This window comes from Streptomyces sp. NPDC021622 (assembly GCF_040640795.1).
In the GTDB taxonomy this organism is placed as follows: Bacteria; Actinomycetota; Actinomycetes; order Streptomycetales; family Streptomycetaceae; genus Streptomyces.
In genome coordinates this window covers 63,060-84,846 of sequence record NZ_JBFACK010000002.1, presented here as the reverse complement: position 1 = coordinate 84,846, position 21,787 = coordinate 63,060, and the positions used below count along the sequence as shown (strand labels likewise).

Here is a 21,787-nt window from a genome sequence, read left to right as displayed (position 1 = left end):
GGTCGGGCAGAGAGCACGAGAGCCGGAAAGGCTGGTGGCATCGTCGTGAACAAGCCACGGGGGAACAATTCGACCGGTGCGGACGTCGCGAGCAGTGTCTGGCTGCGCCCGCCGGTACCGCGCTCGGTGCCGCCGCTGACCCTGGAGCGCATCACCGAGGGGGCGGTCGCGCTCCTCGACGAGGAGGGCATGGACCGGCTGACCATGCGTCACCTCGCAGAGCGGCTCGGCGTCGGCACCACGACGCTGTATTGGCACATCAAGACCAAGGGTGACGTGATCGACCTGGCGATCGATGCCATCTTTGGCGAGACATCGCTGCCCGACAAGGGCTCCGGGGACTGGCGGGAGGACATCGTCGCGCTCCTCACGGACTGCCGGGCCATGCTCCTGCGCCACCCCTGGTCAGCCGCCCTGCCGCTGCGTCAACGGCCCGCGATCGGACCGAACTTCCTCGCCTGGATGGAATTCCTGCAGGCCTCCCTGGTGCGCGTCGGCTTCCGGGGCAAGGCGGTCACTGCCGCCTGCTGGCTGCTCTACAGCCACCTCCAGGGATCCACGTCCAGTCAGTCGAGCCTCAGCTGGTCCGACAGCGAACGGGTCGCGGCCCAGGAGCAGTTGCGCCGCCACCGGGACTCCTATCCGACGCTCGCGGGCCATGAGTACCTGCTCGACGACGACTGGGAGCAGAACTTCCACCTGGGTCTGCGGTACGCCCTCGACGGGCTCCAGGCGCAGATCGACCGCACTCCATGATCAGCTGAAATTGATCGCTCGGCGGCGCACCACCTGACAGATCCGTACAGCTTCGCTGGACCGTGACGCGAGCGCCGACTGTTCTGATGTGTGACATCAGGACGACTACGGAGCAGATCATGATCACATGTGGTGCGGTCACCGGGAGTCCCGGCATCCTCGGCACGGGCTCCTATGTGCCGAGCCGGGTCATCGACAACAAGGACATCAGCGAGCTGATCGGGGTGTCCGAGGAGGCGATCTGGCGCAAGACGATGATCCGCGAACGGCGTTGGGCCAAGCCGGAGGAGGCGACATCGGACCTCGCGGTCGCCGCCGCCCGGCAGGCTCTCGAGCAGGCCGGCATCAGCGCCTCCCGGCTGAGTGCCGTCGTCGTGGCCACCTCCACGCCCGATTACCCGCAGCCGCCGACGGCATCCGTGGTCGCGGACGAGCTCGGGGCAGGACACGGAACCGCGGCCTTCGACGTCAACACCGTGTGCAGCGGCTTCACTTACGCGCTGTCGGTGACCGAACGGCTCCTTGCGGGCGCCGACGAGGGCTACGCGGTGGTCGTCGGTGCCGACGTCTACTCACGGATCCTCGACCCCACCGACCGGCGCACCGTCCTGCTGTTCGGCGACGGAGCCGGTGCCGTCGTCCTGGGCCCCGGCGCCCCTGCCCGGCTGCTCTCCACCCGCCTCGACGGCTTCGGCTCGGCACGTGAGCTCATCCAGGTCCGCGCCGGCGGGAGCAGGCTTCCGACGACGGAGGAGACGCTGCGCGAGGGGCTGCACCACTTCACGATGGACGGGCGCGGCGTGACCGAGTTCATCGACAGCGTGGTGGTTCCCGGCATCCGGAAGTTCCTCGCGGACAACGGCGTACACCCCGGCGACATAGCGCACTTCGTGCCGCACCAGGCCAACGGCCGGATCATGGAATCGCTCGCACGGCGCCTGGACATCCCCGAGGACCGGGTGGCCAGCACCGTCACCCGGTACGCCAACACCGGTGCCGCTTCGGTGCCCATCACCCTGGACCACCTGAGCCGCTCGGGCGCCGTGGCGGCGGGCGACCTGGTGCTCCTCGCGGCGTTCGGCGGGGGCATGTCCATGGGGCTCAACCTGATCTCGTACTGACGCACCGGAGCCCGCCCCCTTCAGCGAGGGACCGGGCTCCGGCGCGTCCGGGCCGGGCAAGCACGCCCGGCCCGATGTCAGCGCTTGTTGCCGATGTGCAGGGCTTCCTTCACGAAGACACTGGCGTAACTGGGCACGCCCTTCGTCGTGATGACCTCGACGATCTCGCCGGCGTCGCGGTGGTCGACCGCCGAGCGCACCAGCGCGTCCGCGAGGTCCTTGCGGGCGGTGAACCGGCCGGGCGTGCGCGGCTTCCCGACGATGTACTCGGTCGGGTCCGTGGTGTCGAAGAGGCCGGCCGGGCGGATGATCGTCCAGTCGAGGCCGCTGGCGCGCACGAGTTCCTCCATGCGGCCCATGTCCTCGTAGAGGGTGCGGCCCATCTTCAGGAGCATGGGCGCGATGACTTTGCGGAAGGTGAAGGACTCGCCCGGTGCGTGCTCGGGGGTGACGCCGATCGAGCTCACGCAGACCAGGCGCCGGACGCCGTGGAACTCCATCGCCTTGAGCATGTTCGCCATGCCGTCGGAATAGACGGTCACGGGCTCTTTCGTGTACGGCAGGCCGAGTGTGGAGACCACGGCGTCCTGCCCGGCCACCAGACGGTCCACCGCGGCGGCGTCGTGGACGTCCGCGCCCGCGACCTCCAACCGGGCGTCGCTCAGCGGGAATTCGTCGGGTCGGCGAGTGACGGCCGTGACGGTGTGCCCTTCGGTGAGTGCCTGTTCTGTGGCCAGTCTGCCGGTCGGGCCGTTGGCGCCGAAGATGACCAGCTTCACGGTTTCCTCCTGCGGAAGGCGGTGGGGGGATGCCTCGCACGGACAGTGATCGATCACTCGTACAACGTTCTGGTACCAGATCAACGTACCACGCAGGGGCGGGAGTTCCGGGAAGGAAAGGGTGTGGGCAACGCGCGACGACCGGCCCGTTCGGGCCGGTCGTCGTCGGGCTTCACGCGGTCGGTGCGGCGCCTTGGATCAGTCCATCGACAGGTGCGGGAACTTCCTGGCGAGGTCCTCCAGGCTGACGTAGTTGATGGCGGACTCCGTCTGCTTGAGCCCGATCTGGTAGGCGGTGGCGACCTCCACGACCCGCTGGGTCTGGTACTCGATCGCCTTGATGTTGTCCTCGTGCACATGGTTCGCCAGGTGCCGCGAGATGCTGCACGTGCCGTACGGCGAGCCGTTGTGCTCGGAGGCCAGGATCTCGACGCTCGACCCGTTCGGCACGATGAGCGAACCCCAGTGGCACAGCGCGTTGTGAATGGCGAGGATCGCGGTCTGCGCGCCCGCGTGCGCCGCGGACCCCGAGGCGAACACGGTGACCGCCTTGTTCACGAGCATGCCGGGGATGGCGACCGGGCCGGAGTGGTCGATGAAGTTCAGGACCTGCGGCGCCGGAAGGCCGAAGTGGACCGGAGTGCCGATCATGATGGCGTCGGCCCACAGCAGGTCCTCCAGCGTCACCACCGGGATGTCCGCGGTCTTGGTCTCCAGGTCGTTGTACGCGTCATTGTCCAGCACCATCGGGTCCGGAAGCTCCCCGAACTTGAGCAACTTCGGCTCGGCGCCCGCCTTTTCGGCCGCCGCCGCGGCCGCGGCCGCCAGCTGGTAGATGTTGCCGCTCCGGGAATGGAAGATGATGGCTACCTTGGTCACGGGTACTCCTCGCCCCTCGTCTTTTCGATCACCACGTCATGATCGGTATGTGCGGCATCATGAGTTCCGCGCGAGGGGTATGCATAGCCGGAGGCCGCACAGTTCGTCAGGTGTGCAATGCGATCCTCACGATGACGACGGCGACCTGACAAACTGGCCTGTGCCGAGTTGAGCGCCCTCCCGTGCTGCCAGTGTGCTGTCCGCCATGGTGAATTCAACCGATCAGGCGACCGGCCTTCCGACTGACCTTCAGACGGAACTTCCGACGGACCTCATGCAACTCCCCGGTGCATTCGCGGAGGCATTCAACGCCGGAAATCTCGAGATCCTGCGGATGCTTTTCGACCCGCAGGCCATGCGCGTCCTTTCCCCCGGTAAATTCCAGGCCGGCGACGAACTCTGGGACACGGGCGAGGAGACGCTCGCCCACCGGCTGCCCATCAGCCTCAAGGTGCGGCACGCCTACACGGTCGGCGACACGGCCCTGATGATCATCGACTATGTGCACGAGGGCACAGGACCCGACGGCAAGCACGTCAAGATCGAGGGCACGGCCGCCGACATCGCCCGACGCGGCGCGGACGGCGTCTGGCGCTGCCTGATCAGCAACCCGTCCGGCACGGGCAAGGCCTGAGGGCCGGGCATGCGGGACGACACTCAGGCACCCACCGGGAAGCCGTGGCGGCGCGCCATCGACGTACACCACCACATCCTCCCGGACTTCTACCACGACGAGCTCACGGCCATGGGAATTCCGGTCGTGCTGCCCGGAATCGACAAGCCGACGTGGGACGTCGATGCCAGCCTCACCATGATGGACCGCCATGGAATTCGGTCAGCCGTGGTGAGCGTCTGGCCGGGAGTTCCGGGCCATCTCGAGGCCAAACCGGCCGCGGAATTCGCGCGCCGCGTCAATGAATACCTCGCCGGTCTGGTCGCCGACCATCCCGGCCGGTTCGGCGCATTCGCCGTGCTGCCCTTTCCGTACATGGACGTGGCGCTGGAGGAGTTCGTCTACGCCGCCGATGTGCTGGGACTCGACGGCGTGGGCCTGGTCAGCAACTACGGCGGTCAGTACGTCGGGGACCCCGCGATGGACCCGCTCTTCGACGAAGCGGCGCGCCGGAAGAAGCCGCTGTTCGTCCACCCCACCCTGCCGCCGGCCGGCACCCGGCCGATGCCGGACCTGCCGGCACCGTGGTACGAGTTCCCCTTCGAGACGGTCCGGGTCGCGGCCCAACTCCTCTACAACCAGACGCTCGAGAGGTACCCCGAGCTTGCGGTGATCCTGCCGCACGGCGGGGGCGGCGTCCCCTCCTACGCGGGACGCCTGGCCGCCGGAGGGCTCATCAGCCCGGCGCTCGCCAAGCGGCTGCCCGAGGACCCCATGCGCTCGCTGCAGCGGCTGTACGTCGACATCGCGATGACCGGTGACGCGCACGCCCTGGCGGCCCTGCGTTCGTTCGCCCCCGCGAGCCAGATCCTGGTCGGCTCCGACTTCCCGCTCATGCCCGAGGCGTACACCCTCGGCACCGGCCACGGTGTGCTGGCGCACGGGAAGTTCGACGCCGAGGAACAGCTCCTTCTCGACCACCGAAACGCCGAGGGACTCTTCCCGAGGCTCAGCGGAAAGGAAGCGTGAGACATCGTGCTCGACGAGCGGACCGTATCGGCCTATCTGGACCGCATTTCCGCCGACGCCCCCAAGCGCCTGGACGCCGCCGCACTGCGCCATCTGCACGAACGCCATGTGCTCTCGGTGCCGTTCGACAGCCTCGACTACCACTCGGGCGACGAGATCTACCTGGACGAGCGGGTCATCGAGAAGATCGTGCACCAGCGCCGCGGCGGCGGGTGCTACGAGATCAACGCCGGTTTCTACCTGCTCCTCCAGGCGCTCGGCTTTGATGTGACGCTGCATCAGGGGCGGATCCGCTTCGGCAGGTTCTCCACGCCGCCGTACCACCACATGATGATGACCGTTGCCATCGACGGCGTCCGGTGGATCGTGGACATCGGCTTCGGCAAGGGCAACCGGCACCCCATCCTCGTCGACTCCGACGACCTCTGGGACGACCCGCACGGCGTGTTCTCCACCGAGCGCAAGGACCACCGCAGCGTCGAGGTGCTGCGCAACGGCGTGCCCCAGTACGTGTTCTACGAGGAGCCGGCGGATCTGAGCGACTTCGCCCAGACGATGTGGTGGTACCGCACCTGCCCGGGCTCCCCGTTCCTGCAGAACATCTTCTGCTCGCTGCCCCTGGAGAACGGCTGGGTCAGCCTGCGGGACGACGAGCTGACCCTCACCACGGGCGAAGAGAAGACCACGGAGAAGCTCGCCGACGACGCCGCCGTCGTGGCCGCCTACGCGAAGTGGTTCGGCATCGAGATGGACAAGCGGCCCGTGCCGGGACCGCACACCACGAACAAGCTCCGCTTCTCCTTCGAGCAGGACTGACCCAGGACTGACGCAGGACCGACGCACCCACTTCGCCCAAGGGAATGGCCATGCTGGACGAATCGACGACGACCGCCTACCTGGAGCGCATCTCGGCCAGGCGCCCGGACCGCCCCGACCTGGATTCGCTGCGCCACCTCCATGAACGCCACGTCCTGTCCGTGCCGTTCGAGAGCCTCGACTACCAACTCGGCCGCGAGGTCCACTACAAGGACAAGCGAGTCGTCGACAAGATCGTGCACCAGCGCCGCGGCGGAGGCTGCGGCGAGATCAACACGTCGTTCTTCTATCTCCTGGAGACCCTCGGCTACTCGGTGCGGCTGCACCACGGTCGCGTCTGGATCGGCGGCGAGCTCAAGGCCCCGTACAACCACCTCCTCGTCTCCGCGGAGATCGACGGCCGGCGCTGGATCGTCGACACCGGATTCGGCAAGGGCAGCAGGTACCCGCTGGCCATGGACACCGCAGAGGCGCAGCCCGATCCGCACGGCGAGTTCTCCCTCCGCGTCGTCGACGACCGCTCGACCGACGTGCTGTGCAACGGAAAGCCGCTGTACCGCTTCTACGACGACCCGGTGACCCTCTCGGACTTCGACCAGGTCATCTGGTGGTACCGGACGAGCCCCGACTCCCTGCTCCTGCAGAACATGTTCTGCCAGCTTCCCCTCGACGACGGCTGGGTGCTCCTGAAGGACGACGTCCTCTCGATCACCAGGGGCAAGGAGACGACGACCGAGAAGCTCGCCGACGACGCCGCCGTCCTCGCCGCCTACGAGGAGTGGTTCGGCATCAGTTTCGACGAGCGGCCCACACCGAGCCCCCATCGCAGTTCCTCCGTACGCATGGCGTTCGAGGAGAAGTAAGTGCCGCGGCACCGCAGCACCGGAACAGGAGGTCGTCATGCCCAAATGGGAACTCACCCCGGTCTATCCGCGCAGTGTCGCCCTGGCACTGCCCGAACGGGTGGTCACCAATGAGGAGTTGTGCGCTTCGCTCGACACCACGCCCGAGTGGGTCGAGGAGAAGACGGGAATCAAGGAGCGCCGCTTCCTCGACCCGGAGGACACCGTGGCCGACCTCGCGGTCGAGGCCGCTGAGAAGGCGCTGGCCACGGCCCGCGTCCAGGCCGCCGCGATCGATGTGCTCGTCGTGGCGTGCACGACGCCGGACTGGGTCATGCCCTCGCTCGGGGTGACCATCGCCGAGCGCCTGGGGATAGCCACCCCGCGCATCGTCGACCTCACCCAGCACGCCTGCGCGTCCACCGTGTACGGGATGTACATGGCCGCGAACCTGCTGCAGGAACCGGGCCTGGAGACGGCGTTGATCGTCTGCGCCGAGCGCGGCTCCGGCGGCACCGACCCGCAGGACCGCGTCACGCGCATCTTCTTCGGCGACGCCGCGGGGGCCGCCGTGCTGCGCAAGTCGGAGAGCCGTGACGGGCTGCTCAGCTACGACCTGGGCAACACCTATTCGGACGCCGTCCGGATGGCCGCGCCCTGGCGCCTGAACCAGGAGGTGCCGGGATCCCCGACCCCGACACCCCTGACCCCGTATCTCCACATGGACGGCAGCGTGGTGCTGCGGGAGGCGATGACCCGGCTCCCCAAGTCCCTGAACGAGGCGCTGTCGTCGGCCGGCGTCACCGTCGACGACGTGCACGGCTTCGCCCTGCACCAGGCGAGCGCCAAGCTGGTGCGGCAGATCGCGCGCAGCGTCGGCGCGGATCTGGGGCGTGTCCCCATCACCGCGGACACGTTGGCCAACACGGCTTCGGTCTCGCCGCTGACCTCGCTCTGGCGGGTCGCCCACGACGGGCTCGCCCGGCAGGGGGACCTGCTCGCCATCGGGGCGATCGGCGCCGGATTCCTCTACGGCGCGCTCTGCTTCCGTCTGCCCGAGGATCTGCTCGCCGCCGAGCTGTCCTGATGGCGGCCCGGCCCGGCCGGCACCACCGGGGCGCCGGCCGGGCCGGGGCCGGCCGGCCGTCTCGCGCCCACGCTCACCCGGCTCGCTCGAAGGGATGGACCGCATGAGGTTCTTCGTACGTCGCTGTGTCAAGGCGGCCTGGCGCAGCCTGGTGGCCTACGGCGCCACGCAGATGGTGCCGCCGATCCACTGCCCCGGCCTGATCCTGCCCCCGCCGCTGAGCCCGCCGCCCGCGGGCGGCCCCGAACGGCTGGTCCCCGACGTGCCGTTGACCGACGTAGAGCGGTCCCTCGCCCGGGAACTCACACCGCCGAACAGCCGCCGCGCGGCGCCCTCGTGACGTCAGGCGGCGTGCTTCACGTGGCGGACCAGCCACCTCAGCAGGGCGTCCAGGTCGGCGGCGGCCGAGAGGACCCGGTCGGCCGCCTCGGGGGTGTGCAGCCACTCCTGGCAGCCGAGGGGACGGGCGGCGATCAGCGAACGGTGGCGCAGCAGGTCCGTGCGGGAGTGGTTCGTCGGATAGCCGCGTGGGGGGCGCTTCATCACGTCCCCGGAGATGTCGTAGCCCTTCTTCCGTACGTCATCGACGATGGCGGACAGCTCGCGGCCGCTCCCCTCGGAGGCCACGGCTTTGCGGAACATGTCCACCTGGCCGGGATCGGGGTACCACCAGGCGCCCTGGATCCGCAGGCCGTCCAGGGAGAACCGGAGACCGATCTCGATCTTGCGGCCGAGCCGGATCACCGCGCTCTGGTGCTGCCACCACCAGGAGTCGGTGCGGTAGTGCCAGACGGAGAAGTCCTCGTACCGGGGGTCGGCGTCCGCGACCTCGTTGAGCAGGGCGATCATCGGCTGCCGGACCAGGCGTTCGCGGTCGGCGCGACAGCGCTCGCGGATCGCGTGGCTCGGTTCGCCCTGGAGCTGCCACAACACGTCCATGGCCTGCTCCGGCCAGCCGGTGAACTGTCCGCGCATGCGGGCAGGCTAGCTCACCCATGGTCCGCGCGCGGAGAGCGGGACGCCACCGCGTTCGCTTCGGCGTCAACTTCCGCCTCGGGCACGGAATTTATCGGCCGTACGGGAATGAGTGAGGCGACCGCGGCCGCCGCGAGCGCCGCCCCGCAGCCCATCAGCATGGCGACGCGGAAGCCGTCCTCCGAGGGCAGCAGGTGGCCGCCGAAGTCCGTCGTCAGCTGCGCGAGGACCACGCCGATCACGGCGGCCGAGACGGAGCTGCCGATCGAACGCATCAGCGTGTTGAAGCTGTTGGCCGAAGCGGTCTCCTCCTGCGGCACGGCCCCCATGATCAGGGCCGGCATCGCCCCGTAGGCCAGGCCGACGCCCGCGTTGCAGACGATCGTCACGGCGAGCAGGCCCCAGGTCGAGCCGAGCAGGAGCAGCGAAGAGGCGTAGCCGACGGCGATGACCAGGCTGCCGACGGACAGCGTGACCTTGGGGCCGCGGGCCGCCGAGAGCTTGGCGCCGAGCGGGGCGAGGGCCATCATCATCAGGCCCGCCGGGGCCATCCACAGACCCATGGCCATCATCGACTGCCCCAGGCCGTAGCCGGTGGCCTCGGGCAGTTGAAGCAGCTGGGGCACGACGAGCGACTGGGCGTACATCGCGAAACCAACCAGCACCGAGGCCGCGTTGGTCATCAGGACCTGCGGGCGTGCGGTGACGCGCAGGTCGACCAGCGGCTCGGCGCTGCGCAGCTCCCACCAACCCCAGGTGAGCAGGACGACGACGGCCGCGGCGAAGAGACCGAGCGTCGTCCCGCTCGCCCAGCCCCAGTCGGAGCCCTTGGAGACGGCGAGCAGCAGACAGATCAGGCCGCTGCCGAGGCCGATCGCGCCCAGGAGATCGAAGCGGCCGGCTGCGGCCCCCACCCGCCCCGCGGGCACGAACAGCCAGGCAAGGGCGCCGACCAGAAGACTCAGCGCGGCGGCGACCCAGAACAGCACGCGCCAGCTCGCGTTCTCGGCGACGGCCGCCGAGAACGGCAGGCCGAGCGCGCCGCCCACGCCCATGGACGCGCTCATCAGGGCGATGGAGGAGCCGAGGCGCTCGGGCGGCAGCACATCGCGCAGCAGGCTGACGCCCAGCGGCACCACGCCCATGCCCAGGCCCTGCAGACCGCGCCCGACGATCACCGGCACGACGGAGGACGACAGCGCGCAGACCACCGAGCCCGCGACGAGCGGCAGCACGGAGACGAGCAGCATGCGGCGCTTGCCGTACATGTCACCGAGCCGCCCGGCCACCGGAGTCGCCACTGCCGCGGAGAGCAGCGTGGCCGTGACCACCCAGGACGCGTTCGACGCCGAGGTGTCGAGCAGGCCCGGCAGGTCGCCGATCAGCGGCACCACCAGCGTCTGCATGACCGCGGCGACGATGCCCGCGAGGGCGAGTACGCCGACGATGCGCCCCGGGCGTACAGCGGACTCATGGGACTCATCGGGCTCGGATCCGACCACTGGCTTCTCCCTCGACTCTGCACGAAGCCTTCGGCCCCGCACGATGCGACGCCCTCGGCCCGCACGCTGATGTGCACTGTACATATGACATGCATCATGCATACGCCGAGTACGATGCATCATGTGCGGCAGGGCCGGTGCGGGCAGCCCTGCCCTGTAAACACCGGGAGTCGGAGGATGCCTCACATGGAAAAGCCCGTTGGCCGGGTCGAGTTCGAGACCATGCTGCTCGGGCGGCACTCGCACCTGTACAACCCCCGGACGCGCGCCACCGGCGGGCGCCTGGACCGCAGTGCGTACGTCCTGCTCAGCCGCATCCAGATGGACGGGCCGATGTCCATCGGCCAGCTCAGCGAGGCCTTCGGGCTCGACGCGTCCACCCTCAACCGGCAGACCGCGGCCATGCTCCGCGCCGGACTCGTCGAACGCATCCCCGACCCCGACGGCGGCCTGGCCCGCAAGTTCCGCATCTCCGCCGAGGGCGAGCACCAACTCGACGCCGACCGCGCCGATTACACCGGAGGCCTGGAGAAGGTGTTCAGCGACTGGGCACCGGAGGACGTGGCCACCTTCGCCGACTACCTCCAGCGCTTCAACAGCGACATCGAGCGGCTCGAAGGGCACCCCTGGCCGCGCCCTTGAAGGGCCTACTTCTTGAGGCTCTCCATCGCCGTGCGGGTGTCGGTCTCAAGCATCTTCCGGATCTCCGCGTCCGTCGGCTGGGTGGCCTTGTCGTCCGGGGCTCCGTATGAGCTCCAGTGCATCTGGTTCGTGAACCAGCCCGCGCGCACGGCGAGCGTCATGCTGGTGAGGGAGTCCTTGTCCGTGCCGCTCTTCTCGGTCACGAGATACGCCTCGTCGCCGATGCCGCTCACGGCCTTCGTCGTGTAGCCGTACGTCTTCTGCGACTGGTCCTCGAAGGCCTTCCACTCCGAGGCGAACTCGCCCGCCGGGTCGGTCGTCTTGTGCCACCGGGCGGTGGAGTAGACGTACGTGGTCGCGTACGAGTCGGCGGCCGCCTCCGGGTCCTTCAGCTTGTGGCTGCAGTAGCTCTGGTCGAGCCCCTGCTGCCGGGAGCCGTAGTGCGTGGTCGCGGTGGAGTCCGTGTCGAGCGTGTACTCCTTCTGGAACGCCTTGAGCTTCGTGGCGTCGCAGAGGTTCTTCGTGTACTGGTGACCGGCGAAGTCCGCGTCGCCGCCGTCGCCCGAGCCGAGGTTGCCGGTGGCGAAGAGCGCCCCCGCCCACAGGGCCGACGCCACGACCACGCCGCCGAGTCCCCAGACCCACCCCGGCGTCGGTCTGCGCGGACCGGCCGGAGGCGTCGGGGGGCCACCCACGGGAGCCGGCGGCTGGCCGTAGGGCCCCGGCTGCTGGGTGTACGGGCCGGGCTGCTGGCCGTAGGGCTGAGGCGATACCGCGCCCGGAGGCTGCTGGTACGGATTGGGGTTCGGGTTCGGCTGGTACGGGCCCGGCTGCGGCGGGTTCGGTATCGACATAAGCGGCAATGTACAGCGGCGTCGCGGCTTTTCCGGCTTTCGGGCCGCGGGCACCGGAGCCTGGCCGACCTGCGGCGGCGCCTCTCAAGTAAGGTCACCCTTATCGACTCCTGGAGGCCTCCCCATGCCGCTGACCGCTCCCCCCGACGGGACCACCCGCCGGCCGCCCCGCATCGCCCGGCCGCGGCCCGTCGAGCGCGCGTCCAGCGCCTGGGTGGACCGGGCCGTGGAGCGGGGCGACTTCTGGGGAGCCGTGCGGGCTGAGGGCGGGGCGCCGATCGTCGAGCCCGATCCGCAGGGCGATGCCGACCACCGGGTGGTCACCTTCCTGTGGAGGGGAATCGAGAGCACCCGTGCCGTCCTGGCACTTCCGAACAAGATCGTCGATCCGCGTGACCTCGCGCGCAATCTGATGGAGCGCGTGCCGGGCACCGACATCTGGCACTGGTCGATCCGGATGCGCGCCGACTGGCGGGCCACCTACACCCTCTGCGTGGACGACGGCGAAGGGCCGCAGGAGCAGGGCGAGTACTGGGCCTGGCTGCGCGGCCGCCAGCAGGGCGACCCGCTGAACTCCCGGACCCTGGCCCGGCGTTGGGGCGGCGATCCGGTGTCGTACGTCGAGCTGCCCGGGGCCCCGCGCGGCGAGGACTGGCAGCGGCGCGATGGCGTCGCGCGAGGCACCGTGAGCACCCACACCGTCCGCAGCGAGCTGCTCGGCAACGAGCGGCCTGTGCATGTGTACGAGCCGCCGGGCGGCGGCGATGACCTGCCCGTCCTCGTCCTGATGGACGGCGAGATGTGGCAGCCGGGCCTCGATGTCGCCGCGCTCCTGGACAACCTCATCGCGGACGGCCGCATCCCGCCGCTGGTCGCCCTGCTTCCCGATTCCCTGGACTCGGACCTGCGCTGGGCCGAACTCGCCTGCAACGAACGCTTCGTGGGGTTCCTGGAGCGCGAACTGCTGCCCTGGGCGGCCGGACGCCTTTCGCTGACCGACGACCCGGCCCGCACCGTCGTCGCGGGCCAGAGCCTCGGCGGCCTCACCGCCGCCTATGCTGCCTTCGCGGCGCCGGGACGCTTCGGCCGGGTCCTTGCCCAGTCCGGGTCCTTCTGGTGGCCCGACGGACCCGACCTCGAAAGCTCCGAGTGGCTGACCGGCCGCATCGCCGCGAGCGAGAGGCTGCCCGTCCGGTTCTGGCTCTCGGCCGGCGAGCAGGAGTGGGTGGCACTCCCCGCCCTGCGCAGGCTGCGCGACACCTTGCGGGAGAAGGGGTACGACGACGCCGTGTACCGCGAGTACAACGGCGGGCACGACTACCTGTGCTGGCGCACCGAGCTGGCGGACGGGCTCGTAGGCCTGCTGGGCACTCAGGCAGCCACCGCGACCGCCGCCGCGTAGCCCTCGGGGACGGCCACGTCCGTCACCGTCCAGCCCGGCACCGGCGTGGGCGCGGACCCGGTGCCCACCAGCAATGCGGTCATCCCGTCACCGGCGAGACCCGCGCCCGTCCCCTTCAGGCACGCCTCCTTGCGGGTCCAGCAGCGGGCGAAGGCGAGCAGCCGCTCGGGGGCCGGGAGCGTGGCCAGTTGGGCCCGCTCCAAGGGGTGCAGGGCCGCCGCCACGTCCTCCACCACGCCCGCCGCGGGCAGCCGCTCGATGTCGACGCCGACCGGACGGTCCGCGAAGGCGAGCAGGGCGAGGCCGTCCGTGTGCGACAGCGAGAAGTGCGGGCCCGCGCCCCCGGCCACGGCGGGACGGCCGTGTGGCCCGCCGCATCCGGGGCACGGCAGGCGGACGAGCTCCACCGCCGCCGGATCGACCGAGAGGTACGTGCCGAGGCGCCGCCGCAGCGCGGTGTGCGCCGCCACGTACACCTCACGGTCCGCGGGACGTCGCAACGCCGCCGCCCGGCGCCGCTCATCGGCATCGAGTACCGAGACGTCGATGCCGGAGAGCGGAACCGGGCGTACGAGGTGGAGATCCGTCACGCGGGCCGAGCCTGGAGGTGGGCCACGCAACGGCCGTACGGCTCGGGGCCGTACACCGTCCGCCATCCCTCGGGAGCCGGGCGGAACGCCGGCCACAGGGAGTGCTCGCCGCGCGCGTTCTCCAGGACCAGATGGGTCGGCTCCGCGGCGTCGTCCGCGCCGGTCGGATCGAAGGGTCCTGCTGTGATCGTCATGCGTGGTCCAGCTCCTTGAGGCGGGTGGCGAGGACGGCGCAGATCTCGTCGAGACGCCGCGGCTGGGTCAACTCCGGGTGCAGACAGTCCACATCGTGGTTGTCGATCTCACCACTGATGTACGGCGCCCATGCCTCGCGCGTCAGCCAGTCCTCGGCGCGCGGTGCGGACGCCGTGAAGAACAGCGCGTCGCCGTCGAAGGCCCGGTGGTCGTGCTCACGCATCAGGCGCGCGTTGTTGACCACGATGTCGATCACCGCGGTGAGCGTCCGGTCGGGAAGACCGGCAAGCGCGCTGCCCTCGCGGTGCAGCGTCGCCAGGACGTCCTCGCGGGTCAGCTCGCCCGTCCGGTCGTAACCGGCCATCCGCAGCAGCGCCGTCAGGGCGTCCGCCTCGGCCGGGATCGCCGAGTCGCGCCACTGGTCCGACGGATAGGCGTCGAGCAGCGCGAGCAACTCGACCTGCTCGCCCGCCTCTTGGAGCCGTACGGCGACGGTGTGCGCGAGGACGCCGCCCACCGACCAGCCGAGCAGCCGGTAGGGGCCGTGCGGCTGCACGCCGCGCAGGGCGTCCACGTACTCGGCCGCCATATCCTCCATCGAGGACGGGAGTTGGCCCTCGCCGTGCAGTCCCTGCGCCTGCAGCCCGTACACCGGCTGCCCGGGGTCGAGCCGCGAGAGCAGGCCCGAGTAGCACCAGCTGATGCCGCCCGCGGGGTGGAACGCGAACAGCGGGGTGCGGTCGCCGCCCGCGCGCAGCGGGAGCAGCACGTCCAGGGCGTGATCGGCCTCGCCGCCATCCGCGTCCAGGTGGGCGGCGAGCGCCGCCGGGGTCTGCGCCTGGAAGAGCGTGCCGATGGTGAGCTCCGCGCCGAGCGTGTCGCGGACCCTGGCGACGAGCCGGGCCGCGAGCAGCGAGGTGCCGCCGAGGTCGAAGAACGCGTCGTCCACGCCCAGTTGGGGCACGCCGAGGATCTCCGCGAAGAGCCGGGTGAGGGTCTCCTCGCGGTGGCCGCTGGGCACCCGGCCGCCGTCGGCCGACCCCTCGAAGGCGGGGGCGGGCAGCGCGCGCCGGTCCAGCTTGCCGTTCGGGCTGAGCGGGAAGTCGTCCAGGACCACGATCGCGCCCGGCACCATGTAGTCGGGCAGCGTGCGGGCGAGGCGGGTGCGCAGCGCCTCGGGGTCGGGGACTCCGGACCCGTCGGTCGTGACGTACCCGACGAGCCGCTGGTCGCCGGGACGGTCCTCGCGGACCAGGACGCTGGCCGCGCTCACCGCCGGATCACCGGCCAACTCGGCCTCGATCTCGCCCAGTTCGATGCGCAGGCCGCGCAGCTTCACCTGGTGGTCGGTGCGGCCCAGGTACTCGATCTCGCCGTGTTCCGTCCAGCGCGCCAGGTCGCCCGTGCGGTACATCCGGGTGCCTGCCGGCCCGTAAGGGTCGGCGACGAAACGGGACGCGGTCAGCTCGGGCCGTCCCAGGTACTCGGCCGCCAGCTGGGTGCCCGCGAGGAACAACTCGCCCTGGATGCCTGGCGGGCACGGCTGGAGCGCCGCGTCCAGGACGTACAGACGGGTGTTCCAGACCGGCTTGCCGATCGGTACGGGGCCCGTCGCGGCGGTTGCGCACGGGTGGTACGTCACATCGACGGCCGCCTCGGTCGGACCGTACAGATTGTGCAGCGGTACGCCGTCCAGGACGCGCCCGAACTCGCGCACCGTCTCGCGCGGCAGCGCCTCGCCGCTGCAGAAGACGTGCAGCAGGCCCGAGCAGTCCGCCGCGGCGGGCTCGGCCAGGAACACCTGGAGCATAGACGGCACGAAGTGGCAGACGGTGACGGCCTGTTCGCGGATGACGCGGGCCAGATACGCCGGATCCTTGTGACCGCCCGGCTCGGCGACGACCAGCGTCGCGCCGACCCGCAGCGCCCAGAAGAACTCCCACACCGACACGTCGAAACCGGACGGCGTCTTCTGCAACACCCGGTCGCCGGGGGCGAGTTCATACTGGTGCTGCATCCAGCGCAGCCGGTTGTCGATCGCCGAGTGCGGCACGACGACGCCCTTGGGGCGGCCCGTCGAGCCGGAGGTGTAGATGACGTACGCCGGGTGGTGCGGCGTGAGCGCGCGCGGCGGGTCGTAGCTCCCGTACGGCGCGGTGTCCAGGCGGTCGAGGGCGACGAGCGGAACGCCGGAAGCGGGCACCCGGTCCGCGCGGTCCGCGATCACGCAGGCCGGATCGGCGTCGCCCAGCATGTACGCGAGGCGGTCCGCCGGATAGTCCGGGTCGAGCGGGAGGTAGGCGCCGCCCGCCTTGAGCACGGCGAGGAGCGTGACCACCAGGTCGAGGGAGCGGGGCACCGCCACCGCGGCGAGGGCGCCTGGCCGTACGCCGATCTCGATCAGATGGTGGGCGAGCCGGTTCGCGCGGGCGTTCAGCTCGGCGTAGGTCAGCTCCTGGTCGCCGAAGACGAGGGCCGTGGCGTCCGGGGTGCGGACCGTCTGGGCTTCGATCGGGCCGATCAGGGTGGTGGGCGGCACCGGGTGTGCGGTGGCGTTGAACTCCTCGACGACGAGGGCGAGTTCGGAGCGGCGCGCGATGGTGTGCTCGGCGAGCGCGGCATGTGGCTCGGCGTGCGAGAGGCGCTCCAGGAGCTCCATGAACCGCGCCTGGTGGATGCCGAGTTCGTCCGGCTCGTACAGGGCCGGATTGCCGTCGTAGTCGATGCGCAGGCCGCTGCCGTCCGCGCGGTCGTAGACATTGACCGTGAGGTCGTCGACCGGGCCCGCCGACAGGTTGTGGGCGTCGGTGCGGGCGCCCGCGAAGGTCAGGCCGTAGTCGAACGGCATCACATTGATCAGCGGCCCGACCAGCGAGCGGCCGTCGCCCAGGAGGCCCAGGTCGCGGCGGATGTCCTCGTAGCGGTAGCGCTGGTGGCGGCGGGCGGCGCGGATGCCGAGCACCACCTGCCGGGTCAGCTCGGCGAACGTCGCCTGCGGGGTGACGGTGAGCCGCAGCGGCAGCACGTTCATCACCATGCCGGGCACGCGAAGGGCCACCGAACCCATCCGGCCCATCATCGGCAGACCGAGCACCACCTCGGCGGAGCCGGTGGCCCGCGAGACGTACAGCGCCTGCGCGGCGACGAGCACCTCGGGCCAGGTCGCCCGCATCGAGGTCGCCAACTCCCGCAGCCGGGACGTCGCTTCGGGGGAGAGGTGGGCGGTGCGGCGGTGGAAGGTGCGGGACGGCAGGGCGGTGCGCCCGGCCAGGTTCGGCGCGTCGGGGCGGTCGCAGAAGGCCTCGTCCCAGTGCCTGCGGTCCTTGTCGTACGTCTCGGAGGCGCGGTAGGCGGTGTCCTCGGCGACCAGGTCGGCGAGGCGTCCGAAGGGGCTGTCGGCCGGGGTCTCGCCCGCGGCGAGCGCGGTGTAGACATCGGCGGTGCGCCGGGCAAGGAGCGAGTAGCCGAAGCCGTCCATCACGATGTGGTGCACCCGCTGGTACCACAGCCACCGCTCGTCGCCCACGCGGAACAGCGCATGCGCGAACAGCGGCCCCGCCGCCAGGTCGAACGGCGTGGCGAGATCCTCGCGCATCCACGCCCGCGCCTCGGCGTCCGGGTCCGCGGCGGCCCGCAGATCCCGCACCTTCAGCGGCAGCGTGGGATCGGAGACCTCCAACTGGCTGGGCCCTTCGGCCCCTTCGATGATCCGTACGCGCAGGGCGTCGGCCTCGGACACCACCTGCCGCAGCGCGTCCGCGAACACGGACGGGTCGATCGGCCCGTGGATCTCCAGGCACTCGGCGGTGTTCTGGGCCGGGCTCCCGGGATCGAGGGCCTGGGCGAACCACATGCCCGACTGGGCAGCGGTGAGTCTCATGCCGAGGCTCCAAGAATCGGCGCCCAGGCCTCGATCGCGGGCTGCTCGGCCAGGTCGACGAAGGTGGCGGTGATCTCGTGCTCCCGGCGCCAGCGCTCGATGAGCGCCATGATGCGTACGGAGTCGAGGCCGTAGTCGACCAGGTTCTCGTCGACGGGAATGTCGGCAGGGTCCTCGCCGAGCACGTCCGCGACGTCCGCCCGGATGGTTTCCACGCTGAGCGCCATGTCAGATCCCCTTCAGAACCGCGTCGGTGGTGGTGACGACCGCGCAGCGGCCCGCCGCGTAGCGCAGCGCCATGTCGTGGTCCTCGCGGGAGAAGTCGGCGACGGCGTCGGCGACGACGAACGCCTGCACGTCACGCATCCACGCGTCGCACGCCGTCATCAGGACGCCGATGTGCGCGTACACGCCGACGATCACGATCTGGTCCCGGCCCGCCTCGCGCATCCGCTCCTCGAGGTCGGTGCGGACGTACGCGCTGTACTTCCACTTCGTGATCACCGTGTCGCCGGGCTCCGGCGCGACCGGGCCGGCGATCGCCTTCGCGTGCTCGTCGTCCGGCAGGCCGGGGCCCCAGAAGTCCTGCTGGAGACCGCGCTCTTCGGGCGACTGGCCGCCCGGCTGCGCCGAGTACAGGACCGGCATGCCGGCCGCGCGCGCCGCCTTCGCCAACTCGCCCACGTTGGCGAGGAGTTCGGTGGTCGGCGAGGTGTCGGGGGTGTACGCGGTCAGGAAGTGGTTCTGCAGGTCGTGGACGAGCAGCACCGCCCGCCGCGGGTCGACGTTCCACGCGACGCGGTTGTCGGGCAGTTCGTCGGATGCGGGCATCGGGTACGGCGTGACGGCTGGGAGCGCCATGGTCGGTGGCCTTTCGGTGAAGCTCAGGAGTGCGGGAGGAACGGGTGCTGCTCAGCTGTCCGGGGTCGCGGCACTCGTCCGCTGGTCCTTCTTGCTGACCTTGCCGATGCCGGTCTGCGGGAAGGCGGTCACGAACTCCACCCGGTCGGGCACCTTGAACGCGGCGAGCCCCCGCTCGCGCACGAACTTCTTGATGGTGACGGGCTTGAGCGGTCCGGCGTCCTCGCGCGGGATGACATAGGCGAGGGTCCGCTCGCCCAGGTACTCGTCGGGGACGGCGACGACCGACACGTCGTGGACGTGCGGGTGGCCGAGGATGATGTTCTCGACCTCCTCCGGGGCGATCTTCTCGCCGCCCCGGTTGATCTGGTCCTTCGCCCGGCCCTCGACCACCAGATGGCCGGTGGGCGTGCGGCTGACGATGTCGCCCGTGCGGTAGAAACCGTCGGCGGTGAACGAGCGGGCGTTGTGCTCGGGGGCGCGCCAGTAGCCGCGGATGGTGTAGGGGCCGCGGGTCAGCAGATGGCCGGACTCGCCGTCGGGCACGTCCTGGTCGGCGTCGTCCACGATGCGGATCTCGTCGTCGGGGGAGATCGGCCGCCCCTGTGTGGTGACGATCGTCTCCGCCGGGTCGTCCAGGCGCGTGTAGTTGACCAGGCCCTCGGCCATCCCGAAGACCTGCTGCAGGGTGCAGCCGAGCGCGGGGGTGACCCGGCGGGCCGCCGCCTCGCTGAACTTCGCGCCGCCCACGAGCAGCACGTCGAGGCTGGAGATGTCGTACGGAGTGGTGCGTCCCGCGTCGGTCCACACCAGGGCGAGCGGCGGGACGAGACCGGTGATGGTCACCTTCTCCCGCTCGATGATCGGGAACGCGGTGTCCGGGTCGGGCTGCGGACACATCACGACGCGGCCGCCCGCGTACAGCAGACCCAGCGAACCCGGCGACGAGAGCGGGAAGTTGTGCGCCGCGGGCAGCGCCACGAGGTAGACGGACTCCTCGGTCACCCCGCAGAGCTCGTTGGAGCCCCACAGCGAGTACATGTAGTCGTCGTGGGTGCGGGGGATCAGCTTGGGTACGCCGGTGCTGCCGCCGGACAGCTGGAGGAACGCGAGGTCGGACGGCACGGGTCCGGCGGTCTCGACCGGCTCGACCGGCTCGACCGGCTCGCACGGCACGTCGGCGAGCGCCGTGTGCTCGCCGGGCTCGCCCACCACGAACACGTCGCGCAGCGTGGGCACTTCGGCCCGGACCTTCGCCGCGAGGTCGCGGTGGTCGAAGCCGCCGATCCGGTCGGGGACGACGTAGGCGACGGCCTCGGTGAACTCGCAGAAGTAGTGGATCTCCGTCTCGCGGTGCGCGGGCAGCGCGAAGACCGGCAGGGCGCCGATCCGGAAGAGCGCGAAGACCACCTCGAAGAACTCGGCGACGTTCGGGAGCTGGACGACGACCCGGTCACCCTTGGTGATGCCGCGGGCGGCGAATCCGGCGGCCAACCGGTCGGCGCGCACGTCGAGTTCGCCGTACGTCCAGTTGCGGTCCCCGTCGGTGATCGCGACGCGGTCCGGGTGCGCTTCGGCGCGCTCGCGGAGCATGCCGCCGAAGGTCTCGCCGCGCCAGTAACCGGCGGCGCGGTACCGCTCGGCGAACTCGTCGGGGATGCGCGGCGCGTCCACGCCGCTGTATGCCGTCGTCATCGGTGTCGTCATCGGTCGACCCCCACCGCGTCCAGGAACGTACGGAACTTGGCGCCCGTCTCGGCCCGTTCGGCCTCGGGCGAGGAGTCGGCGACGACGCCCGCGCCCGCGAAGAGCCGCAGCCGGCCGCTGCCGTTCTGTCTCTCCTCGGCCTCCGCGCAGCGGATCGTGACGACCCACTCGCCGTCACCCTGCACGTCGCTCCATCCGACCATGCCGGTGTAGTGCCCGCGGTCGAAAGGCTCCAACTCGCCGATCACGCCACGGGCGTGGCCGGTCGGGGTGCCGCAGACGGCCGGAGTCGGGTGCAGGGCGCAGGCGAGGTCAAGGGCGGAGGTGCCCGGGTCGGCGAGCTCGCCGGTGACGGTCGTCGACAGGTGCCACATGGTCGCCGTGCGGACCAGCGTGGGCCGCTCGGGGACGTCGAGGTCGGTGCAGAACGGGGCGAGGGCCTTGTGCACGGCGTCCACGACGACCGCGTGCTCGTGCAGGTCCTTCGCCGATTCGAGCAGGGCGGCCGCCCTGCGCACGTCCTCGGCGAGATCGGCCGAGCGCGGCGTCGAACCTGCGAGGGGGTTGGCGGTCAGCCGGTCGCCGTGCCGGGAGACGAGCAGCTCGGGGCTCGCGCCGAGGAGGGTGCGGCCGGGGCCGCTCGGCACGGCGAAGGAGTAGCCGTGCGGGTCGCGGCGGGCCAGGCGTTGCAGCATGGCGGGCAGGTCGAGCGGGCCCTCGGTGTCGAGCTGCAGGGTGCGGGCGAGCACGACCTTGTCGAACTCGCCGCTCTTCATGCGCCGTACGGCGGCCTCGACCGAGGAGGCGTACTCCTCGCCCGAAGGGACCTCGCGGACCTGCCAGCCGCCGGCCGTGGCGGGCGGCGGGGTGGGCAGGGCGACGAGCGGATCGGTGCGCAGGGCGGGCGCCCAGCGGACCGCTTCGGGCACGCTGAGCACGGCGGGCGCGGCGGGGTCGAAGGGGATGGAGCCCACCACGACCGGGGCCTGGTTGCCCGCGCGCCGCTGCGCCTGCAGGGTTGCGGCGACCCGCTCGGTCAACGGCCGCTCGTCGTGCGGGACTTCGGCGGCCGAGCCGTGGGCGAGGAGGGTACGGGTGGGGGACGCGAAGAACCGGGTGTCGCCCGGCTGGTAGGCGTCGAGCAGCGCGGTGGCCGCGCCGACGGCCCCGGGGGTGTGGGGGGCGGCGAGCGCTACCGCGTCATGGGCGGGTGTCACGGGTGACTCCTCGTCAAGTCTCGTCAAGTCTCATCAAAGT

At 70.8% G+C, this 21,787-nt stretch carries 22 protein-coding genes; 10 read left to right on the top strand and 12 right to left on the bottom strand.

Translation table 11 applies throughout. From position 1 onward, the window contains the following. The first annotated feature begins 45 nt into the window (after positions 1–45). Positions 46–756, top strand: coding sequence for a TetR/AcrR family transcriptional regulator C-terminal domain-containing protein (locus AB0G47_RS04840; protein WP_360764114.1), 711 nt, complete (start codon positions 46–48; stop codon positions 754–756). A 119-nt stretch (positions 757–875) separates the two neighbouring features. Then, positions 876–1,877: a ketoacyl-ACP synthase III gene (locus AB0G47_RS04835; protein WP_360764112.1), complete on the top strand. Its 1,002-nt coding sequence runs from the start codon at positions 876–878 to the stop codon at positions 1,875–1,877. Positions 1,878–1,954: 77 nt separating this feature from the next. On the opposite strand, the gene AB0G47_RS04830 is transcribed toward AB0G47_RS04835, so the two are convergent. Next, positions 1,955–2,656 carry an SDR family oxidoreductase gene (locus AB0G47_RS04830; RefSeq protein WP_360764110.1) on the bottom strand — a complete coding sequence of 234 codons (702 nt, stop codon included), beginning with the start codon at positions 2,654–2,656 and terminating at the stop codon, positions 1,955–1,957. Between the two features lie 198 nt (positions 2,657–2,854). Further along, complete coding sequence (locus tag AB0G47_RS04825; protein WP_360764109.1) at positions 2,855–3,535, bottom strand: NAD(P)H-dependent oxidoreductase; 681 nt, start codon at positions 3,533–3,535, stop codon at positions 2,855–2,857. A gap of 205 nt (positions 3,536–3,740) precedes the next feature. On the opposite strand from AB0G47_RS04825, the gene AB0G47_RS04820 reads away from it, so the two are divergent. The 6 genes from AB0G47_RS04820 to AB0G47_RS04795 all read left to right on the top strand — a co-directional run bounded on the left by AB0G47_RS04820 (position 3,741) and on the right by AB0G47_RS04795 (position 8,262). Next, the gene (locus AB0G47_RS04820; protein ID WP_360764107.1) at positions 3,741–4,169 is read left to right on the top strand and encodes a nuclear transport factor 2 family protein; all 429 of its coding nucleotides are present in this window, start codon (positions 3,741–3,743) and stop codon (positions 4,167–4,169) included. Between the two features lie 9 nt (positions 4,170–4,178). Then, the gene (locus AB0G47_RS04815) at positions 4,179–5,177 is read left to right on the top strand and encodes an amidohydrolase family protein (RefSeq protein WP_360764105.1); all 999 of its coding nucleotides are present in this window, start codon (positions 4,179–4,181) and stop codon (positions 5,175–5,177) included. Between the two features lie 6 nt (positions 5,178–5,183). Next, on the top strand, positions 5,184–5,993 hold the full coding sequence (locus tag AB0G47_RS04810) for an arylamine N-acetyltransferase (protein WP_360764103.1): 810 nt from the start codon (positions 5,184–5,186) through the stop codon (positions 5,991–5,993). Positions 5,994–6,043: 50 nt separating this feature from the next. Further along, a complete protein-coding gene (locus tag AB0G47_RS04805) occupies positions 6,044–6,856 on the top strand; it encodes an arylamine N-acetyltransferase (RefSeq protein ID WP_360764101.1) in 813 nt (270 codons plus the stop codon). Positions 6,857–6,893: 37 nt separating this feature from the next. Continuing rightward, a complete protein-coding gene (locus tag AB0G47_RS04800) occupies positions 6,894–7,922 on the top strand; it encodes a ketoacyl-ACP synthase III (RefSeq protein ID WP_360764100.1) in 1,029 nt (342 codons plus the stop codon). 103 nt (positions 7,923–8,025) lie between these two features. After that, entirely contained in the window at positions 8,026–8,262 is a 237-nt protein-coding gene (locus AB0G47_RS04795) for a DUF6059 family protein (RefSeq protein WP_360764098.1), read from the top strand. Positions 8,263–8,264: 2 nt separating this feature from the next. Here the strand turns inward: AB0G47_RS04795 and AB0G47_RS04790 are convergent, their stop codons facing one another. Further along, on the bottom strand, positions 8,265–8,897 hold the full coding sequence (locus AB0G47_RS04790; protein ID WP_360764096.1) for a DUF2461 family protein: 633 nt from the start codon (positions 8,895–8,897) through the stop codon (positions 8,265–8,267). A 14-nt stretch (positions 8,898–8,911) separates the two neighbouring features. Further along, positions 8,912–10,399: an MFS transporter gene (locus AB0G47_RS04785; RefSeq protein WP_360764094.1), complete on the bottom strand. Its 1,488-nt coding sequence runs from the start codon at positions 10,397–10,399 to the stop codon at positions 8,912–8,914. Positions 10,400–10,585: 186 nt separating this feature from the next. Here AB0G47_RS04785 and AB0G47_RS04780 point away from each other — a divergent pair, with 186 nt between their 5' ends. Continuing rightward, positions 10,586–11,041 (top strand): MarR family transcriptional regulator, encoded by a 456-nt coding sequence (locus tag AB0G47_RS04780; protein WP_360764092.1) that lies wholly within the window; start codon positions 10,586–10,588, stop codon positions 11,039–11,041. Positions 11,042–11,046: 5 nt separating this feature from the next. On the opposite strand, the gene AB0G47_RS04775 is transcribed toward AB0G47_RS04780, so the two are convergent. After that, entirely contained in the window at positions 11,047–11,895 is an 849-nt protein-coding gene (locus AB0G47_RS04775) for a hypothetical protein (RefSeq protein ID WP_360764090.1), read from the bottom strand. A gap of 124 nt (positions 11,896–12,019) precedes the next feature. Here AB0G47_RS04775 and fes point away from each other — a divergent pair, with 124 nt between their 5' ends. Then, positions 12,020–13,297 (top strand): enterochelin esterase, encoded by a 1,278-nt coding sequence (fes, locus tag AB0G47_RS04770; protein ID WP_360764088.1) that lies wholly within the window; start codon positions 12,020–12,022, stop codon positions 13,295–13,297. Here the strand turns inward: fes and AB0G47_RS04765 are convergent. From AB0G47_RS04765 to dhbC, 7 genes are read right to left on the bottom strand one after another with little or no spacing between them, the layout of a single operon-like run. Beyond that, the gene (locus AB0G47_RS04765; protein ID WP_360764086.1) at positions 13,267–13,887 is read right to left on the bottom strand and encodes a 4'-phosphopantetheinyl transferase superfamily protein; all 621 of its coding nucleotides are present in this window, start codon (positions 13,885–13,887) and stop codon (positions 13,267–13,269) included. The genes fes and AB0G47_RS04765 overlap by 31 nt on opposite strands. Continuing rightward, positions 13,884–14,081, bottom strand: a complete 198-nt coding sequence (locus AB0G47_RS04760) for an MbtH family NRPS accessory protein (RefSeq protein WP_360764084.1) — start codon at positions 14,079–14,081, stop codon at positions 13,884–13,886. The genes AB0G47_RS04765 and AB0G47_RS04760 overlap by 4 nt, the downstream gene beginning before the upstream one ends. After that, on the bottom strand, positions 14,078–17,962 hold the full coding sequence (locus AB0G47_RS04755; RefSeq protein ID WP_360764081.1) for an amino acid adenylation domain-containing protein: 3,885 nt from the start codon (positions 17,960–17,962) through the stop codon (positions 14,078–14,080). Before AB0G47_RS04755 ends, AB0G47_RS04760 begins: the two co-directional genes overlap by 4 nt. Next, positions 17,959–18,189 carry a phosphopantetheine-binding protein gene (locus AB0G47_RS04750; RefSeq protein ID WP_360764079.1) on the bottom strand — a complete coding sequence of 77 codons (231 nt, stop codon included), beginning with the start codon at positions 18,187–18,189 and terminating at the stop codon, positions 17,959–17,961. The genes AB0G47_RS04755 and AB0G47_RS04750 overlap by 4 nt, the downstream gene beginning before the upstream one ends. 1 nt (position 18,190) lies before the next feature. Continuing rightward, a complete protein-coding gene (locus AB0G47_RS04745) occupies positions 18,191–18,823 on the bottom strand; it encodes an isochorismatase family protein (protein WP_360764077.1) in 633 nt (210 codons plus the stop codon). Positions 18,824–18,874: 51 nt separating this feature from the next. After that, entirely contained in the window at positions 18,875–20,530 is a 1,656-nt protein-coding gene (locus AB0G47_RS04740) for a (2,3-dihydroxybenzoyl)adenylate synthase (RefSeq protein ID WP_360764076.1), read from the bottom strand. After that, positions 20,527–21,747 carry an isochorismate synthase DhbC gene (gene dhbC / locus AB0G47_RS04735; protein ID WP_360764074.1) on the bottom strand — a complete coding sequence of 407 codons (1,221 nt, stop codon included), beginning with the start codon at positions 21,745–21,747 and terminating at the stop codon, positions 20,527–20,529. Before dhbC ends, AB0G47_RS04740 begins: the two co-directional genes overlap by 4 nt. Between the last annotated feature and the right edge of the window lie 40 nt (positions 21,748–21,787).

What these genes read in the sequence shown, in the direction of transcription:
- AB0G47_RS04835 (WP_360764112.1), top strand. Translation starts at nt 876, where the DNA reads ATGATCACATGTGGTGCGGTCACCGGGAGTCCCGGCATCCTCGGCACG.
- AB0G47_RS04820 (WP_360764107.1), top strand. Translation starts at nt 3,741, where the DNA reads ATGGTGAATTCAACCGATCAGGCGACCGGCCTTCCGACTGACCTTCAG.
- AB0G47_RS04815 (WP_360764105.1), top strand. Translation starts at nt 4,179, where the DNA reads ATGCGGGACGACACTCAGGCACCCACCGGGAAGCCGTGGCGGCGCGCC.
- AB0G47_RS04805 (WP_360764101.1), top strand. Translation starts at nt 6,044, where the DNA reads ATGCTGGACGAATCGACGACGACCGCCTACCTGGAGCGCATCTCGGCC.
- AB0G47_RS04800 (WP_360764100.1), top strand. Translation starts at nt 6,894, where the DNA reads ATGCCCAAATGGGAACTCACCCCGGTCTATCCGCGCAGTGTCGCCCTG.
- AB0G47_RS04795 (WP_360764098.1), top strand. Translation starts at nt 8,026, where the DNA reads ATGAGGTTCTTCGTACGTCGCTGTGTCAAGGCGGCCTGGCGCAGCCTG.
- AB0G47_RS04790 (WP_360764096.1), bottom strand. Translation starts at nt 8,897, where the DNA reads ATGCGCGGACAGTTCACCGGCTGGCCGGAGCAGGCCATGGACGTGTTG.
- AB0G47_RS04780 (WP_360764092.1), top strand. Translation starts at nt 10,586, where the DNA reads ATGGAAAAGCCCGTTGGCCGGGTCGAGTTCGAGACCATGCTGCTCGGG.
- AB0G47_RS04775 (WP_360764090.1), bottom strand. Translation starts at nt 11,895, where the DNA reads ATGTCGATACCGAACCCGCCGCAGCCGGGCCCGTACCAGCCGAACCCG.
- fes (WP_360764088.1), top strand. Translation starts at nt 12,020, where the DNA reads ATGCCGCTGACCGCTCCCCCCGACGGGACCACCCGCCGGCCGCCCCGC.
- AB0G47_RS04760 (WP_360764084.1), bottom strand. Translation starts at nt 14,081, where the DNA reads ATGACGATCACAGCAGGACCCTTCGATCCGACCGGCGCGGACGACGCC.
- AB0G47_RS04755 (WP_360764081.1), bottom strand. Translation starts at nt 17,962, where the DNA reads ATGAGACTCACCGCTGCCCAGTCGGGCATGTGGTTCGCCCAGGCCCTC.
- AB0G47_RS04750 (WP_360764079.1), bottom strand. Translation starts at nt 18,189, where the DNA reads ATGGCGCTCAGCGTGGAAACCATCCGGGCGGACGTCGCGGACGTGCTC.
- AB0G47_RS04745 (WP_360764077.1), bottom strand. Translation starts at nt 18,823, where the DNA reads ATGGCGCTCCCAGCCGTCACGCCGTACCCGATGCCCGCATCCGACGAA.
- AB0G47_RS04740 (WP_360764076.1), bottom strand. Translation starts at nt 20,530, where the DNA reads ATGACGACACCGATGACGACGGCATACAGCGGCGTGGACGCGCCGCGC.